An 18,537-nucleotide genomic window follows, 5' to 3' on the forward strand; every position below is an offset into this window, starting at 1 on the left:
ACTTAGAGGTAGTTCCAACGTTACGACACGGAGCCCAAATGGTCGATACTACCATTTGGGTGAAGTTAGTAAGGTAGCTAGCCAAGGTCCCATAGGACTTGGCGTAGTTTGACTAGAGGCTGGGCAAAAAGCCTAGCACCACTCTTTAGAGTTCGTGTCAACATCTCAGCGCAGTGGTTGATTGTCAGATTTGTTCGTGTTTTACACTCCAAATCTGACCTAATCAACTGTGCGGGGGTGGGAAGACGAACTCTTTTTTAACTAGTCGAGTTCTTTCCCACTCCCAGTCAAACTGCTTACCTCGCTTTCGAATTTTTAGGCTCGGGTTAAAACTGTCCCCCGGACAGTTTTAATCCACAAACTCGAATTCGAACTTGCCGATGCGAACTGTGTCGCCATCTTTGGCTCCGCGGGCACGAAGGGCTTCATCGACACCCATGCCACGCAACTGACGAGCAAATTTCATGACAGATTCGTCACGATCAAAGTTAGTCATGGTAAAGAGTTTTTCTAGTTTGTCACCAGATAGAACCCAGCTTGCATCGTCTGCACGGCTGATATCAAATTCTGGCTCATCTGGGTTAAAGCCATAGTAAGCCTCTTCTTCTTGGAAATCTGATTCGTCGTAGAGCAAGAATTCAGGCGTTTTCTCTAGCAACTCAGCTGTGGCTTCCAAAAGATTTTCCAAACCTTGGTGAGCAATCCCTGAAATTGGGAAAATCTGTGGCAGTTCGTCAAATTCATCATAGTTGGCTGCCAATTTTTTCTTAAATTCTTTCAGATTTTCCTCTGATTCCGGCATGTCCATCTTATTGGCAACGATAATCTGTGGACGTTCCATGAGACGAAGATTGTAGGTTTCCAATTCATTGTTGATGGCTACGTAATCTTCATAAGGATCACGACCTTCACTTGCTGACATATCCAAGACATGCAAGATAACACGTGTCCGCTCGATGTGACGAAGGAATTGCGTTCCCAATCCAACACCTTGACTAGCACCCTCAATCAAACCTGGTAAGTCTGCCACAGCAAATGACTCGCCAGATTTGGTCCGAACCATTCCCAAATTTGGCACAATAGTTGTAAAATGGTAGGCACCAATTTTAGGTTTAGCTGCTGTAATAACACTGAGAAGCGTTGATTTTCCAACTGATGGGAAACCTACAAGACCTACATCAGCCAACACTTTCAATTCTAATTCAAGATTGCGCTCCTCACCTGGTTCTCCATTTTCAGAAATCTCAGGCGCTGGATTCTTAGGTGTCGCAAAACGAATATTTCCACGACCACCACGACCACCGTGGGCAATGACAAATTCTTGACCATTTTCAACCAAGTCGGTGATAACCTTGCCAGTATCCGCATCACGAACAGTTGTCCCCTGTGGTACTCGAACAATCAGGTCTTCCGCACCACGACCATGCATGCCCTTGGTCATCCCTTTTTCGCCATCGTCAGCTTTAAAACGACGGTTGTAACGGAAGTCCATGAGAGTACGCAAGCCTTCATCTACAACAAAAACAACGTCTCCGCCACGGCCACCATCACCGCCCCAAGGACCGCCATTAGGTACATACTTTTCACGGCGGAAGGCGACCATCCCGTCGCCACCTTTCCCTGCCTTGACCTTAATCTTGGCAGTATCTAAAAACATACTCATAATTTACCCTATTCTTTCCTAGAAAAAAACGCTTAAAAGCGTTTTAGACCTGTATTCACAAGCGAAGTGCTCATATATAAGAAATCGTTTTTAGCCAATCAAGGTAGTTTTTTCAAAATACTGACTGTATTTTCTTAAAAAAACTAACGATGAGTGCTTAAAAACTAGCCTTAGTATAGAAGTGCTGAACAGTGAATACAGATTCTTAATTCATCAATGCATTAATGGCTGGTAAAATCAAGCCAGCTAATGTCACGACAACCATCACGACAACAATTACTAAAGTTACTTTTTCAAATGTTGTTTTCTTGTGTTTTTCTTCGCCGAACGCCATTGCTTTCTCCTTAATCAGTCATTGATAATTCATTTTACCATAAATTAGTAGAGCTTTCAAATCTCATCTCTACCTGCCAGAAGACAAGATTTACCAGATTATCTTAAAAGGACTGCTTTCCAGCTTTTGACTAGAAAGACAGTCCTCGTGCTTTTCAGAAATATTAGGCAATTAACCAGATACCAAACGTTTTACTTTTAATCCAACTCCAACAATCATAACTAAACCACAAATGTAATAAGCAACAGGCAATTCGATTATACGACTCCAGAATTCTTCTCCTAGAGCCAGAATGGGTAAGCAATAAAAATACAATGTAACCATAAAAGTCATGATAAAAATAATCAGCTGAATATTTTTATTAGCTTGATAATTAATGAAAAAGAAAGCTAAAAAGATTAGAATAGAGGACAAGGAAAACAAGTTTTGGCTGAAATACCGCCAACCTGACACAAGGAAAACAAAATAACTTTCACTGTCCGTAGTATATGTAAACGGCAGTAGCATACACAATATGAACAATAGTCCAACTGCATGAGTGATATATCTTTGCATAACCTTTACCTAACTCTCTATTTTACTAGCATATTTGTATTGGTAATAAATTAAAGCTTATCAAGCGCTTTATGTGTATATTATAAATATATATCACTGAGATTATGAAGTATTTTGATGTATTTTTATTAGATTTTTGGATATTATTACACCGTTTGGTTTTACTTCAACTTCTCCTTGACCAACTCCGCCACCTTATACGGTACACCTGCTTCTGCAATTTCTTGTAGACTGGCCGACTGGATATTGCCAATGGATTTGAAATGCTTCATCAAAGCCTGTTTGCGTTTTGGTCCCAAGCCTTCTATGCCATCCAATTTAGATGAGAAGGAATTTTTTGACCGAACCTGACGATGAAACTCAATAGCAAAGCGGTGAACCTCATCTTGAATCCGATGCAGGAGGAAAAATTCCTGAGAATTACGGGGCAATTCCACCACTTCCAGCGGATTTCCAAAAAGCAACTCGTGGGTCTGGTGCTTGTCATTCTTCTGCAAACCTGCAATGGGAATGGACATACCCAATTCCTGCTCGATGACCTGTTTTGCGATATTGACCTGTCCCTGACCACCGTCAATGATGATCAAATCAGGCGGTGTCAAACCGTCCCGCAAGACCCGACTATAACGGCGTTGCAGCACTTCACGCATAGAGGCATAATCATCTGGCCCCTCCACCGTCTTAATCTTGTACTTGCGGTATTCTTTTTTATTGGGTACACCATTTTCAAAGACCACCATAGCCGACACAGGACTGGTCCCCATGATGTTGGAGTTATCGAAAGCCTCAATCCGCACAGGCGTCGGAATCCCCAAAAGCTGACCGATATTCTCCACCGCACCGTAGGTCTTCTCCAGATTTTTCTCCAAAAGATTAAACTTCTGCTCCAGACTAACACGCGCATTCTTGGTTGCCAGATTGATGAGTTGCTTCTTCTCGCCACGCTGAGGCTTGATGACCTTGGTATCTACCAGAGCTTCTACGGCTTCTTGGTTAATATCCTGCGGTATCAAGACCTCTGAGGGAATCAAATGTTGCTGGTCCCTGTAAAACTGACCGATGTAGGTCAAAAAATCTTCGTCCGCATCATTATAGTATGGAAAAAGATTGACATTCCGCTCAATCAGTTTCCCCTGCCGAACAAAGAAAACCTGCACACACATCCAGCCCTTGTCTACATAATAACCAAAGACATCGCGGTTTTGCAAGTCATGAGCCATCACTCGTTGCTTGGTCCGCAGGGTTGAAATGGATTGCAGGACATCACGATATTCCGCAGCCTTTTCAAATTCCAAATTGCCAGCAGCCGCCTTCATCTTGTCCTGAACTTCCTTGACAATCTTATCATCATGCCCCGTCAAGAACTGGGCCACTTCCTTAGCCATCTTGTCATAGTCAGACAGGCTGGGCAGGTTTTCCCCGTGAGCCAAACATTGCCCCAAATGATAATAAAGACAATACTTGTTCTCAGGCAATTTACACTTGCGGAAAGGATAGAGGCGCTCCAATAGTTTGAGGGTCTGATTGGCCGCACCCACATCGGGATAGGGACCAAAATACTGACCACCGTCCTTCTTAATCTGCCGTGTAATGAGCAGCCGTGGGTGACGTTCTTTAGTAATTTTGATAAAAGGATAAGACTTGTCATCCTTGAGCATGATGTTATAGCGAGGCTTGTTTTCCTGAATCAGATTGATTTCCAACAAGAGCGCCTCGATATTAGAATCCGTTACGATAAATTCAAAGTCCGCAATCTCTGACACCAAGGCCTCTGTCTTGGTATCATGGGCACCACGAAAATAAGACCGCACTCGATTGCGCAGGTTTTTGGCCTTGCCCACATAGATAATCTTACCGTACTTGTTTTTATGGAGGTAGCAACCCGGACTGTCCGGCAGCAACTCCAACTTATGCTTGATCAAATCGTTCATAGGTCTATTATAGCAAATTTTCTGATAATCGAGCTTATTGCATTCCTTTTTACACTAGACTTCTTGGAATATATCCGCATCTATACTACAAAAATATTGATAGAAACTATTGCTTTTGTACTAATTCAGCAGTATAATAGATGTAATTAATTGTATATATTATTCGAAGAACATTGGAGTACGGCTTGGAATACCTAGCAAGCTCCTACTTTTAGTTCACGAATAACAAGGAGGTTACTATGATACAATTTGACCATATCACAAAAACATACGGCGAAACAATCGCACTTGATGACCTAAATTTGACAATTGAAAGCGGCGAGATTTTCGGTTTAATTGGTCACAATGGGGCAGGAAAAACAACGACAATCAGTCTATTGACTTCGATAATCGAAGCCAGTTATGGAACTATTTCTGTTGATGGTTTAAACCTAGAGGAAAACCGCGATGAAGTCAAGAAACGTATAGCCTACGTTCCAGATTCGCCAGACATCTTCCTACACTTAACAGCTTTTGAATACTGGCACTTTATGGGCAAGGTCTATGGTGTAGAAAAGGATACAGTTGATGACCGTATCGCTAAACTATCTAGTCTATTTGATATGACCGCGCGCCAGCATGAGCCTATTGATAGTTTTTCACACGGTATGCGTCAGAAAACCATTATTATTGGTGCATTGATCCCTAACCCTGATATTTGGATTTTGGATGAACCCCTAACTGGACTGGATCCTCAGGCCTCTTTCGACCTAAAACAAATGATGAAAGAACATGCTCAGTCTGGTCACACCGTTCTATTTTCTACACACGTCCTTTCAGTAGCTGAACAACTCTGTGACCGCATTGCTATTCTCCGAAAAGGGCAACTCATTTTCGTAGGAAGTCTTGATGAACTCAAATCACAGTATCCAGATAAAGATTTGGAAACCATCTATTTGGAATTAGCTGGACGCCAACAAGTGAAGGCAGGTGAGGAAGTATGAGTAAATCCATCATTTGGGAACTAGTAAAGATTAATATTCTTTATTCCAACCCTCAACTTCTAGCTTCCGTCAAGAAGAAACAAAGTAAGCGCAAAGACGCCTCCTTTTCAGCCTATAAAAGTGTCCTCTTGCAACAAGTATTTATGGTTTTGAGTTTCGGACTTCTCTATTCTGTCTTTTTCATGGGAGTAGATTATAGTCAGTCCATCGGTTTCTTTTCTCTGCAACTAGCGCTCTTTACCATTATTGCCATTGTCTACGGTTTTACAGGTTTCTTCTCCGTTTTCTACGATAGTAAGGATACAAAATTGTATTTAGCACTTCCCCTGAAGCCACAAGAAGTCTTTCTCGCTAAAATCCTCTCTGCACAAGGGATGGTCCTACCCTTCCTCATGCCGTGTCTGTCTTTACTTCTGATCACTTACTGGCAAATTGGCGGTCCGCTCCTCGCCTTAGCTTCCATTCCTTCCTTTTTGATTCTCTGGATTTTAGTTAATTTAGTCAATCTGATTATCATGCACTTTGTTGGGGAAGTTCTGACAAAAAGCCCTCGTAAAACATTGATTTCTACAATCCTGATGACAGGTTCTTCCTTGCTGGCTTTTGCTGCGCTCATGTTCCTGCAATCCCAGCAGACCGTTTCACTCGAATCTGGTGGCTTTGTTGATTTTCCTATCATACCTATATTTGCTGGATTCCATTACTTGGTCAGCCATACTATATCACTAGAGACACTCCTTCATTTTGGACTTCCTCTCATTTTGATGTTTGGACTTATTGTGTTTGCGTTTAAAACTGTCATTCCCAACTACTTTAATCAAGTTTTGGCGATTGAAAATGCTTCGACAAAACGGACCAATAATGCTAAATCTGCCAAGATTCCTAGCAATCTCAATCAGGCTTTAGTGAAACACCACCTATCTACTCTTAAAGATAGCAACCTCATGGTCCAAACCATGATACAACCAATCATCATGGGAGTTGCGCTTTTTCCAAGTTTTAGCCGTTTCACGGAGAATGGTGGTCTAAGTTCAGTTGAATGGGATTTCTTTGGTATTGCTCTATTAGCTGGATTCTTGCTTGGCAGTCTATTTGCTGGTTCTACAACCTTCATCGGAGTAGCCATGTCATTGGAAAAGGAAAATTATCATTTCATTCGAACACTTCCTATAAGTTTCAAAAAATTTATCATCCAAAAATTCTGGGTATTGGCTGCCGTACAATTCGCACTTCCAACTCTACTTTACTTTGCTTTAGCTCTAGGTTTCATGAAAGTCAAACTCATTCTAGCAGTCTTCTTTACAGTCGGCATCATCATTTCAGCCCTGCTAACTGGTCAGATTTATTACTGGCGTGACCAACGACTCCTTATGCTCAACTGGCAAAATAGTAACCAGTTATTTGGTCGCGGAGCGGGTCAATGGTTAATTGCTGGATCAATCATAGGAACAATGTTTCTCGGAGCCATTATTCTAGTTGTCAGCATCATATTAGCTGGCACTATTGGTGCAGCTTATGTAAGCTCAGCCTTGATGACCTTACTATTTGTTCTATCCGCTGCTCTTCAACTTTATATCTACAAAGCTTATTGGCAAAAACTAAAATAGATTGGACGTTGTCCAATCTATTTTAGTTTTCTGCGTAATATTCCTGACCGTATCCTTCTACTTCAGCATTGATTTGCCAAGAGATACCAAACTTGTCTGTTACATTACCATAGGCAGGAGACCAAGGAACTGCTTGAAGTTCCATATTGATAGCAGTTGCATCTACAGATAACTTGCTGTATAGTTCCTGCGCTGTCTCAGCATCGTCTGTGATAAGCGCAACTGTAATATTGTCACCTACTGTATAAGGCATTTCTGGGTTGTTGTCTGACAACATAAAACGTTGACCATTCAAACGAAACTGTGCATTCATCACGTAATTTTCTAGTTCAGCAGGGCAGTCTGGTAAGAAATCTTTAAATAGATTTACTTGCTCCACTGTTGCCCCAAGAGCATTTTTATAAAACTCGATGGCTTCCAAACCATTACCATTAGTAACCAAGTATACTTCCATTGCTTTAAGCATGATGGACCTCCAAAATTATGATGGTTTATTATATCACGAGTTAGTTATACGGACAAATTTTTCGACTTATTTCTGACTAAATGTAAAATTAGTAATCTCCGCCTGGTACACCAAAATATTCTTCCAAGGTCAAGCCTGAATTGTAAATATCTGTCGCTTCTTGACCAATATATCGCACATGCCAGGATTCTGCCATATAGCCTGTGCTAGACTCTTTTCCTGGAAGATAGCGGACAACAAAGCCATATAGATGTGCATTCGTAGCCAACCACTGAGAAGCATTGGGCTCTTCTAATAAATTACCACTTGTATCCAATAAATCAAAGGCTAATCCTGTCTGATGTTCACTATATCCAGCTCTTGCAGAATACCTATCTGCCGCTGCTTGTCCTTCCTGATTTACATAAGACTGGTAGAGACTTGCCTGAGTTTCATAGGAACGAAATCCACTATAGTTATTGGAGATACCAAATCCTAGCGCCTGCATATCTGCTATTAATCGTTGAAAAGCTGCTAAGGCTTCAGGATTTTCGCCCGGTGCATAATCAGCTGCAAGCGGATGCTTTTTATTTGCGATAATCACTTCGCCATATTTTCCTTGTACACTATAATAGGAACCGTTAAAATTTACCTGAGTCTCTGTACTTGTTACTTCTTGATTCGTTTCCGCCGATGTAGAGCTGCTTGTTGACTGCTCCGAAGTTGTTGAAGCAGACTGACTTGAAGTAGTCGAAACAACTGTTGACGAATTTTTTGTAGTATTGGCCTGATTTGTATTTTGATGACATGCTGCTAGTAACAGTATTGTTGGCAAGCATAATAGAATAGTACGTTTCATTAACATCACCCCGTTCTCTTATAATTATCTCTATTGTAGCACAATCATAAGACCCCGTCTAATAACGGCTTATGGTTTTAACTACTATTGATACTTTTAGTGTTCATTGAATTTCTCTCGATTCTTTTCCTTCAAGTAGTGGTATTCACGATAACATACATGTCATAAATAGAAACACCAGCCTTTCGACTGGTGGACATATATGATGTTAAATAGTCGTATTCACAAGTAAAGTGATTTATATACAAAATAGTTTTTTAGGAGATACTGACTATATTTTGAAAAATCCGTCTTAGCTAGAGATACTGAAACTAGATACCTCATCAGTAGTTTCTAAACAAACATTATTGTTGATTTTTAGATGACATACCGTTTTTTATGATGTCTTCTACCTTCACATCCGGTTTATTATTTAGCACTCCTAAAAATACAAGAATACTAAGGATGATACAAATCGTCTGCTCGATTTGGTTTAAGGTACGACTACATTCAATATTAAAATAACAAAATAGGACATTATCAACGAGCATCAATACTAACGAAATGAGTCCAATCCAAAACATATGTTTTTTTAAACGATTCTTTATTTGTTTCATATCTATACTCCTTTTTGATGTATAAAAATACATTTTAACATAAATAAACCGTTAATTCAAAAAATATGGGATAAAAAATATGATAAAGCAATCGAAATTTGACTGAACAGATTAAATATATCAGCACAATAAAACGGGTGATGATACCGAGTTGATAGAAACTACGTATCATCATCCGTTTGTCAGCTGTAGGGAGAAAGAAATTTTATCCGATTAGCTTGATGTCCGTTCTTCTCATTGTTTACCCTGCAATAAATAATGAGAAGAAACTTGTACCAACCATATCCGCAAGAGCATGTCCTAAGAAATATGGCAATAAATTGTCATTTTTCCTTGTGTACATGTAGTAATAGAAAAGGCCGAAGGCTACACCAATAACAAGAGCAGATACCATTCCTTGATAGGTATGGAAAGATATACGGACAATTGTTGAAAAGAGTAAGACCAGCGAACGCTTTTTCTTATCTGTACTCAACAATAAGCCTAAGAAAAAGAACTCTTCATAGAAGCCATTAAACAAGGAATAGATAACTGTGCTGTAGTCAACGGCTAGGAAACGGTTGAGCACTGTCATGATATTCCAGTCATAGTAAGGAAAGTATCCGAGGAAATTATACCCACCAGACAGACCTGGAATATATGAAAAAGCTGTAAATGCCAAATCGCTAATCAGACCAGCACCGATGAAAATCAGTGGTCCCCAGAGCAAAACTCTCCACTCTAATTTTACTTTTAGCTGCTTGAAATCATAATTACGAATCAATAAATACACCAGGGCAAACAGGAATAACTTTCCTTGATTGGCTAGAGCCCACCAATTATCGGTTGGACTAAACGATAGAACTCCTGTTTCAATGGTTTCTGTTGCGGAAAATGATGCTATCCATTGCATGGTTGAGGTATAAATAGCATTACCACATAAAATCGTTGTGATAATAATCAAATCTATCCAAGTGAGTTCTTTTAGGGGCTTTGTTGGACGAATACGTCTCAGTAATCTTTTCACTTTTTCCTCCTTATATTTTTGTACATATTCTTTCTGTATAATTATATACTAAAATCCTTATAAGTTTCTTAAAATATCTTATAGCAAATCTAATAATTCTTGATAACTATGAATGGTATAGGTTGGAACTGCTTTACTCTTGTTTATCATATGAGTCGGATTGTACCAAACAGTATCCATACCAGCATTATTTCCGCCTTGAATATCTGCTGTCAAACTGTCTCCAATCATTAAGGCTTGGGCAAAGTGAAAACCTGCAATCTGCTCTGCTATTTTTTCATAAAAATCAGTCGCAGGCTTTTGCGTCCCCATCTGCTCAGAAATAAATACTTCTTTAAAATACGATTGAATCGGTGAGTGAAGCAAGCGATTTTCCTGTATATAGGTCACGCCGTTGGTCGCTGCATAAATCTGGTAGCCTCGGTGTGTCAATTCCTGCAAAAGCTTATCTGCACCTGTAAAAATTTGTCCCTGCCGCCCAATAAATTCTTGGTAGCGCAAGGCCATCTCCCTTCCATCAACTTGCCGACCAAAGTGGGCAAAGGTCCGTGAAAAGCGGGTGTTTATTAGCTCTTTCTTTGTAATGTTCCCTTTTTCCAAATCCTTCCACATGCCCTGATTGAGCGGTCGATAGACTTCTTTAAAAGCTTGAATATCTTCAACCTCCATAGCTGTCAAAAACTGGGTTAAGGCTACTTCTTCTCCACGGCTAAAATCCAGAAGAGTATGGTCAAGATCAAAGAGTAAGTGTTTGTATTGCAAGATGATAGGTCCTTTCTAAGCAGAAACTACTGAAACGATATCAGGCAGTATATCTAAAGTATACCACAGTTTCTAAAAAAATAGCTCCGTGTCCTAGGCTCTATTATACTGTTTTTCAGTTTTCAGTAGCTCTGGACGTACGGGTTTCCTCATCATATTATGCAAGCGCTAGTTTGTTCAAGTAAAGAGAAGAGGACTCGCAGAAAAAGGCAATCGTAGTAGCCTTAACTACACACGATTGCCACTGGTTGGCTTAAACCCCTTAAACCTTCTCAATTTTGAAGGAATACTGGTTTCAAAAGCCTAGAAAAAACATTTCCTTGCGAATATTTTTAATTCATTTGACGAGGTTCAATAGTTACAGCACGTCCTGCTAACGAAGCTGGTTCACCAAGATACCAAGTTTTAGCGTAATAGTTCTTCATGACTGCTACCAGAGGGAAAGATTTGTTAGCTTTACTTGGATCTGTTACTTCTGTGACCAATTCATAGGTTGCCAGACCATCACTGCTAGGATTATCTATATAATAAATATCTGAAAACGCGTTTTCATCTTTCCATTGGTTTACTTGACCACTGCCTACACGTCCTGCTGACCACCCCCATTGGCTATCAAAGTTTCGGTCTCCATAAGTAGAAAAATTCTTTTTAAAATGGCGATATGGACTATAGGAACCATTATTGTCACCATTAATATCTTCTGGGAAATTACCAATTATATCTTTTCCTGTCTGCTTATCAACAATCTTTTTCAATTGCATACCATCAGGGATGATAAAATAATATCCTCCCTTATCATATCGAAGGTTCCAAAGGGTAGAATTAAATTTTACCGTCCATTTTACTTCATTTTCAGAGTCTCCAATCGTTGCATCAATGGATACTGACTTTTTGACCGAGTCGTTATAATTAGTTTCTTGAATAGGATCCCCTAGAGAAAAGATAGGTGAATTTTGAGGGGTGTTATTTGTTATTTGCACATTTCCGTCTGACTCAATTGCTTTTACAGTTGGTGTCTGTGTAAACAGCAATCCTCCCAATACGGTAGCACTTAAAAATAAACTTGATATAATTTTACGTTTGCTCATAAGAGTCTCCTTCTTTTATTTGATCTATTTTTGCGCTAGCTACAAAAATATTGGCAAGCTAATCGTCCCATTTCTAGACTATCCCTTCCTTACTAAGATGAGAATCTCTAGCAAATAAAAGACTTTTAACTACTATCAGTATAACAATACAAGTAGTATTTTCTCTTGGAGCTATCCGTTTTTTTTCTATATTTGTGGTTTAGCATATGGATTGTAAGACACACTCTAAAAACATCCGATTCAAAATTTGCTTATCTAGTTGTCAACAAAGCCTGCAAGATTGTTTCGATGCTTTAAGCAGTATACAAAAAATCACCTCAAACAGTCAGGTCAAGATCCATTTTGAGGTGTCATATATCGTTCTAAAAATAATATTATGAAGACGTCGCAAGTCTTGTAAAATGCGATGTTTCCTTTTTACTTTTAGTTCATCCCTACTCTTCCTTACTAATCGGTGCTAAGCTTGCCAAGACTTTTTTGAGGCCCATTTCTGGGAAATTGATTTTGAGTTCTTGGTTGCTGCCTGAGCCTGATACTTCAAGGACTGTTCCGCGTCCCCATTTCTTGTGGGCTGCGATGTCACCAACTGACCAGTTGGTGCCTGAGCCAGACGATTTGTTACTTGATGCGAAAGGCATACTGCCTCCGAGCTTGGCAGATGGTTGTACGGATGCTTTTCGACTTTGCATGGCTTGTTGCAAACTCATACCTTGTCCAAACTGTGTCGCTCTGCCATTGACATAAGAAGCCTTAAAGCTAGTATTGGCTGGACGAGCGAGGCCTTGATAATCAAGCAAGTCACTGGAAATTTCTCGAATAAAGCGGCTTGGTTGGTTGTAGTTGGTGCGACCGAAAAGAAGTCGAGAATTGGCATTGGTCAGGTAGAGAGTCTGCTCAGCACGGGTGATGCCTACGTACGCCAAACGACGTTCTTCTTCCAATTCGTCCTCTTCTTCTGCTGCACGACTGAGTGGGAAGACATTTTCCTCCATGCCAATCAAGAAAACAACTGGAAATTCCAGACCCTTGGCCGCATGGAGAGTCATGAGGGTCACTTCTGAAGATTCTGTATCGCCATCATCTGTATCCGCAATCAGTGCCAAATCAAGCAGGAAGCGTGTCAAGCGATCCAGACCTGTCTCTTCTTCCTCAGCATCCTTTTCATCAAAGTTTTTGGTAACAGAAAGGAATTCCTGAATGTTTTCTATGCGAGCATTGGCTTCCAGCGTATTTTGTGCGGCAAGGGCATCGATGTAGCCTGTTTGGTTCAATACTGCCTCAACTACTTGGGTAACCGTCAAGTTGTCTAATTGATTACGAAGATTATAGAGGAGATTGGCTAGGTCAAAGACTGCCTGTGCTGCCTTCCCTTTAATCGGCGACAACATAATATCCTGAGAAGCTTCTAGCAAGGACATGCTGTGGCTGGTCGCAAAATCACGGAGTTTGTCAACCGTACCAGGTCCAACGCCACGCTTTGGCTCATTGACAATGCGTTCATAGGAGATATTGTCCGATGGATTTGCGATGATATTCAAATAAGAAATCACATCTCGGATTTCCTTACGGCTGTAGAACTTGGTGCCTCCAACCATGGTATAAGGGATATTGGACTTGAGCAGGGCTTCTTCAATGGTACGGGATTGGGCATTGGTCCGATAGAGAACTGCAAAATCCTTATAAGCCTTGCCTTCTCGATGCAACTGGTCAATCTGCCCTGCAACAAAAATCGCCTCGTCATTCTCATCTCTGGCACGATAGTAGGTAATCAAATCCCCTTGGGCATTCTGGGTCCAGAGTTTTTTGGGACGGCGGTTGCGGTTGTTTTCGATGACCTCATTGGCAGCCTGCAAGACGTTCTTGGTCGAACGATAGTTTTCTTCCAAAAGGACAACCTTGCTCTCTGGATAATCCTTTTCAAAGTCCAGGATATTTTGCATATCCGCACCACGCCAACCATAGATAGACTGGTCCGCATCTCCGACCACGCAGATATTCTTGAAACGTGATGCCAGGAGCTTGACCAATTGGTACTGGGCATGGTTGGTATCCTGATACTCATCGACATGGATATACTGGAATTTCTGCTGGTAATAGGTCAGGACCTCTGGATTTTGGTCAAAAAGGCGGAGCGTCAACATGATCAAATCATCAAAGTCAACGGCCTCTGACTGTCTGAGTTCCTTTTGATAAGCCGTGTAGCATTTAGCAACAATCTGCGTGTATAGGTCGCCAGCCTGGGCTTCAAATGCCTTGTCATCAATCAAGTCGTTTTTGGCATTAGAAATGGTTCCCAAGATTGAGCGTTCACTCCACTTTTTCGGGTCTAGATTGAGATTTTTCAAAATCCGTTTCATGAGACTGCGTTGCTCACCTGGATCGACAATCGTAAAATTGCGGTTGTAGCCGATATGGTCAGCATCTCGACGCAAAATCCGTACGCACATGGAGTGGAAGGTAGCAATCAAACAATCTTGAGTAGCAGGATTGAGGGCGTAGGCCCGCTCCTTCATCTCACGCGCCGCTTTATTGGTAAAGGTAATGGCTAAGATATTCCAAGGATTAACCATTTTTTCATCAATCAAATAAGCGATACGGTGGGTCAGGACTCGCGTCTTACCCGAACCAGCCCCTGCCATAATCAATAGCGGACCTTCCGTCGTCTGTACCGCTTCTGCCTGTCTGTCATTCATTCCGTTTAATAATGGGTTCATTTTCTCATACTTTCTCTAAAACTTCATACTCTCCATTATACCAAAAAATCAATCAAAAAGTAGTCCCAGCAATGTAGAACAAAATTTCTCACCAAAAAAGCCCAGAGTCATCTCTGAGCTTTTGTATTCAATTAATTATTCAGCACCCAAGGCAGCTACTGTGATGTAGTTGTAAGGTTTGTTGAAGTGTGGCAAGAAGAATAAGTCTGTCAAGGCCAATTTTTCGATTGTTACACCTTCTTGGATTGCCAATGAGAAGAGGTGGATACCCAATGAGATATCTTCACGAGCAGCCATTTGCGCACCAAGGATACGACGTGAATCTTTATCGTAAACAATCTTGATAGTTACTGGGAAGTTGCCGTGCTCCATGAATTCTGGTTTTTGGTTGTCAGTTACTTCAGTAACCGCAGCATTCAAACCAAGACGAGTTGCTTTTTCAAGTGTCAAACCTGTTGATACAAGGTTAAGACCGTAGATAGAGATACCGTTAGACCCTTGTACACCGATACCTTCAAGGTCAGTACCACAGATGTTGTGAGCTGCTACGATACCAGTACGTACTGCGTTTGAAGCCAAAGCGATGTAGCTTGTGTCGCCAGTAGCGTTGTCGTAGATTGTTGCACAGTCACCGATAGCGTAAACGCCTGGGATTGAAGTTTCTTGGCGTTTGTTTACAAGGAAGGCACCGTTACGGAAGCGCTCGATTCCTTCACCTGCAAATGCAGTGTTTGGACGGAAACCAACAGCCAAGATAACCATGTCAACATCGTATTCGTTCTTATCAGTGATGATTTTCTCAACTTTACCATTACCAGCAACTTCTTTAACAGTTTCGCCAAAGGCAAGTTGAATACCATGCTCTTCCATGTTTTTAGCCATAAGGTCTGACAAGTCGCGGTCATAGTAACCAGCCAAACATGTATCCACAACGTCGATAAGGATAACTTCTTTACCTTTACGTTGGAATGCTTCTGCAAGCTCAACACCGATGTAACCAGCACCAACAACTGCTACGCGGTTGATGTCTTTGTTTTTCAATTTTTCAATAACATCTGCTGAGTTTTGGTACAATTTAACGAATTGCAAGTTTTCAAGAGTTGCTTCAAATTCAAGAGAACCTTCTTTGATTTCAGCACCTTTGATTGGTGGCAAGATAGGTTGTGAACCAGTTGCGAAAAGAAGTTTTTCAAATGATTCAACATGTTCTTGACCATTTACAAGCGCTGTAACTGTTTTGGCATCATAGTCAATGTTTGTAACAGGTGACTCCATGTATACTGTCGCGCCCAAGCTCTCCAACTCTTCTTTGTTTGAGTAGAAAAGTCCTTCAGGACCGCCAATTTGCTCACCGATCCACAAAGCCATACCACAACCCAAGAATGAAATATTTGAGTTTTGGTCAAATACAACGATTTCATTTTCTTGACCATAATTTGTCAACATAGTTTTGATTGCGGCAGTACCAGCATGGTTAGCACCGACAACAACGATTTTAGCCATAATGTAAAATCTCACTTTCGAAAATATATTTTTTTACGAACTATATTATACAATATAAATGTTACCGATTTCAAAAAATATGCTCAGAATATCACATTTTTTTCAAAAAGTTTTTGAAATGCTATTTTCTTTAAACAATGTAAAGATATATAAAAGCAAAAAACCTAGATTTCTCTAGGTTTCTCTTAACGTACTTGTTCAAAACGCAGATGTACAATAATCTTATCGCCATAGCCGTTACGTTCCAAATCACGCTGCAAGCGATAGGAAATGTAATGCTCAGCAATAGAAATATACCCTGCATCTAAAAGACGGTGTTCAACTTGCGACTGAACCATGCTAATCGTTGGTCGCTCTGTATGAGCTTCTTCCAAGTCAAGCACTACTTTCTTTGTGACCTGTGCAAGATTTTTCCGCCAAGTTTCATCAATGACATAAACTGTCTGTGCAGCTTTAATGATGGCTTGGTAGATTTTATCTGGATCAAATTCAACAATCTCTCCACTACGTTTAATGACTTGCATAAAAGCTCCTTTCTGGTTTTCAGTAAACCCTTTCATACTTACATTATCTAGGTTTTTATGTATTTTGTCAAGTATTCTTTTTCATAAATTTTGCCTTGGCTTATTTTCGCTGAAAGCCCTTCAGTATGATATAATGGACCTATTAAAATGAAATAAGGAGAAAATCATGACAAACGCAATGCCTAAACGTCAAGAAATTGATGTGCAATTAACCTGGGATACGGACATTTTATTTCCGACCCCTGACAACTACAAAGAAAATTTAACAGCCTACGCTAAGCAAGTGACAGCTTTCGAATCGAATTACAAAGGGAAGCTAACTGATAAAGATACCATCGTTTCCGCCTTAACAGAATACGAAAAAATCGTTATTCTTGATAGCAGACTTTCCCACTATGCCTTCCTTCCTTTGGAAGTCGATAAGATGAATACTGAATTGGCGAGCCTGGCCAACGAATACGACCTCGTTTCTGCCAAGGCACGTCCTCAACGAGATTTCCTCTATTCAGAACTTGGTCAATTAGATGAAGCCTTTCTACTTGAATTAAAAGAAGAACAACCACAATGGGCTGCTTTCTTCGATGCTATTCTCCGTGACAAGCCGCATCAGCTTCATCCACTACAAGAAGAACTCCTTTCAAATTTTGCTCCAACCTTTGGTCAGCCATATAATAATTACGGTGTGACCAAGTTTGAAGATATGACCTTTGATAACTTCGAGGCAAATGGCGAAACGCTCGGCAATAGCTATGTGCTCTTTGAAAATGATTATGAACTCAGCCATGATACCGAAATCCGTCGCAATTCAGCTGCTGGTTTCTATTCAACCTTGAAAAAATACAAGAATACAACTGCAGCAACTTATTTGTCTCATATCAAAAACGAGCAAATCGAAGCTCGTTTGCGTGGATTTGACAATACGATTGACTTCCTCTTGCATAGTCAAAATGTCTCTCGCGATCTCTTTGACCGTCAGATTGATGTCATCATGAAGGAATTGGCTCCTCACATGCGTCGCTATGTGAAATTGGTTGCTAAGGCTCATGGTTTGGATAAAATCACTCATGCTGACTTGAAAATCAGTCTACCATCTGAATACAATCAACGCATTACTCCTGAAGAATCCAAACAATTCTTGATTGACTGCTTGGGTATTCTTGGAGAAGATTATGTGAAAATGATTGAACAATCATTTGATGAGCGTTGGATTGACTTTGCTCAAAACGAAGGTAAGGCTACTGGTGGCTTCTGTGCTACTCTTTACGATGGACCATCTTACATCTTACTTTCATGGACAGGCTTGATGAACGAGGTCTTGGTATTGGCTCACGAATTGGGACATGCTGGTCATTTCCAATTGGCTAAGAAACAAAGCGTCCTCAGCTACGATCCATCCCTCTACTTCATCGAGGCGCCTTCTACTGCAAATGAAGTTTTAACATGTAACACCCTTTTGAAAAACAACCAAGATCCTGGCTTCCAGGCTTACTTGATTAGCGAGTTGATCAGCCGTACTTACTTCCACAACATGGTCACTCACTTGCTTGAAGCAGCCTTCCAACGTGAAGTCTACACTCGTTTGGACAATGATGAATACCTCAATGGTGATATTCTCTGCCAAATCAAGTTGGATGTCATCAAGGAATTCTGGGGTGAAGACTTTGAAATCGGTGACGATGCAGGTCTTATCTGGATGCGTCAACCACACTACTACATTGGTTTGTATCCATATACCTACTCAGCTGGTTTGACCATCGGTACGGCTATGGCTAAGCAATTGGAAGAACATCCTGAAGAAGTTGTTGAAAAATGGTTGGAAACCTTGTCACTCGGTGCAAGTCTTTCTGCCCAAGACCTTGCTAAACACGCAGGTGTTGACGTTTCGACTGATCAACCACTTAAAGAAACTATTGCTTATGTCGGATCCTTGGTGGATAAATTGGAAACACTAATCTAAGACACATAAA

General features: G+C 40.6%; 16 protein-coding genes. 3 read left to right on the forward strand and 13 right to left on the reverse strand.

Annotated features, from left to right (window positions below):
- Positions 1 to 349: 349 nt before the first annotated feature.
- The 4 genes from obgE to uvrC form a co-directional block, all read right to left on the reverse strand.
- Positions 350 to 1,663 carry a GTPase ObgE gene (obgE, locus tag ODU41_RS05400; protein ID WP_014735924.1) on the reverse strand — a complete coding sequence of 438 codons (1,314 nt, stop codon included), beginning with the start codon at positions 1,661 to 1,663 and terminating at the stop codon, positions 350 to 352.
- A 205-nt stretch (positions 1,664 to 1,868) separates the two neighbouring features.
- Complete coding sequence (locus ODU41_RS05405) at positions 1,869 to 1,997, reverse strand: DUF4044 domain-containing protein (protein ID WP_002943675.1); 129 nt, start codon at positions 1,995 to 1,997, stop codon at positions 1,869 to 1,871.
- Positions 1,998 to 2,168: 171 nt separating this feature from the next.
- Entirely contained in the window at positions 2,169 to 2,321 is a 153-nt protein-coding gene (locus tag ODU41_RS05410; protein WP_238710797.1) for a hypothetical protein, read from the reverse strand.
- 392 nt (positions 2,322 to 2,713) lie between these two features.
- Positions 2,714 to 4,483, reverse strand: coding sequence for an excinuclease ABC subunit UvrC (uvrC, locus tag ODU41_RS05415; protein WP_105183792.1), 1,770 nt, complete (start codon positions 4,481 to 4,483; stop codon positions 2,714 to 2,716).
- 239 nt (positions 4,484 to 4,722) lie between these two features.
- Here uvrC and ODU41_RS05420 point away from each other — a divergent pair, with 239 nt between their 5' ends.
- Positions 4,723 to 5,466 (forward strand): ABC transporter ATP-binding protein, encoded by a 744-nt coding sequence (locus tag ODU41_RS05420; RefSeq protein WP_011922278.1) that lies wholly within the window; start codon positions 4,723 to 4,725, stop codon positions 5,464 to 5,466.
- Positions 5,463 to 7,073 carry a permease gene (locus ODU41_RS05425; RefSeq protein WP_105183793.1) on the forward strand — a complete coding sequence of 537 codons (1,611 nt, stop codon included), beginning with the start codon at positions 5,463 to 5,465 and terminating at the stop codon, positions 7,071 to 7,073. Before ODU41_RS05420 ends, ODU41_RS05425 begins: the two co-directional genes overlap by 4 nt.
- Before the next feature lie 22 nt (positions 7,074 to 7,095).
- Here the strand turns inward: ODU41_RS05425 and ODU41_RS05430 are convergent, their stop codons facing one another.
- From ODU41_RS05430 to ODU41_RS05470, 9 genes are all read right to left on the reverse strand, one after another.
- On the reverse strand, positions 7,096 to 7,539 hold the full coding sequence (locus tag ODU41_RS05430; RefSeq protein ID WP_002935466.1) for a VOC family protein: 444 nt from the start codon (positions 7,537 to 7,539) through the stop codon (positions 7,096 to 7,098).
- Positions 7,540 to 7,627: 88 nt separating this feature from the next.
- A complete protein-coding gene (gene ldcB, locus ODU41_RS05435; RefSeq protein WP_044681910.1) occupies positions 7,628 to 8,383 on the reverse strand; it encodes an LD-carboxypeptidase LdcB/DacB in 756 nt (251 codons plus the stop codon).
- 338 nt (positions 8,384 to 8,721) lie between these two features.
- On the reverse strand, positions 8,722 to 8,973 hold the full coding sequence (locus ODU41_RS05440; protein ID WP_002943658.1) for a phage holin: 252 nt from the start codon (positions 8,971 to 8,973) through the stop codon (positions 8,722 to 8,724).
- A gap of 241 nt (positions 8,974 to 9,214) precedes the next feature.
- Positions 9,215 to 9,979 (reverse strand): CPBP family intramembrane glutamic endopeptidase, encoded by a 765-nt coding sequence (locus ODU41_RS05445; RefSeq protein WP_105183795.1) that lies wholly within the window; start codon positions 9,977 to 9,979, stop codon positions 9,215 to 9,217.
- A 78-nt stretch (positions 9,980 to 10,057) separates the two neighbouring features.
- A complete protein-coding gene (locus ODU41_RS05450; protein ID WP_105183796.1) occupies positions 10,058 to 10,741 on the reverse strand; it encodes a YjjG family noncanonical pyrimidine nucleotidase in 684 nt (227 codons plus the stop codon).
- 332 nt (positions 10,742 to 11,073) lie between these two features.
- Complete coding sequence (locus ODU41_RS05455; RefSeq protein ID WP_172035552.1) at positions 11,074 to 11,829, reverse strand: translation initiation factor 2; 756 nt, start codon at positions 11,827 to 11,829, stop codon at positions 11,074 to 11,076.
- Positions 11,830 to 12,263: 434 nt separating this feature from the next.
- Complete coding sequence (gene pcrA, locus ODU41_RS05460; RefSeq protein WP_240207793.1) at positions 12,264 to 14,543, reverse strand: DNA helicase PcrA; 2,280 nt, start codon at positions 14,541 to 14,543, stop codon at positions 12,264 to 12,266.
- A gap of 135 nt (positions 14,544 to 14,678) precedes the next feature.
- On the reverse strand, positions 14,679 to 16,046 hold the full coding sequence (nox, locus tag ODU41_RS05465) for a H2O-forming NADH oxidase (RefSeq protein ID WP_014638055.1): 1,368 nt from the start codon (positions 16,044 to 16,046) through the stop codon (positions 14,679 to 14,681).
- A gap of 185 nt (positions 16,047 to 16,231) precedes the next feature.
- On the reverse strand, positions 16,232 to 16,570 hold the full coding sequence (locus ODU41_RS05470) for an ATP cone domain-containing protein (RefSeq protein WP_002935455.1): 339 nt from the start codon (positions 16,568 to 16,570) through the stop codon (positions 16,232 to 16,234).
- Positions 16,571 to 16,736: 166 nt separating this feature from the next.
- Between ODU41_RS05470 and pepF the strand changes: the two genes are divergently transcribed.
- Complete coding sequence (gene pepF / locus ODU41_RS05475) at positions 16,737 to 18,527, forward strand: oligoendopeptidase F (RefSeq protein ID WP_398578740.1); 1,791 nt, start codon at positions 16,737 to 16,739, stop codon at positions 18,525 to 18,527.
- The last annotated feature ends 10 nt before the right edge of the window (positions 18,528 to 18,537 follow it).

This window comes from Streptococcus sp. 2022WUSS083 (assembly GCF_044427155.1).
Lineage (GTDB): Bacteria > Bacillota > Bacilli > Lactobacillales > Streptococcaceae > Streptococcus > Streptococcus hashimotonensis.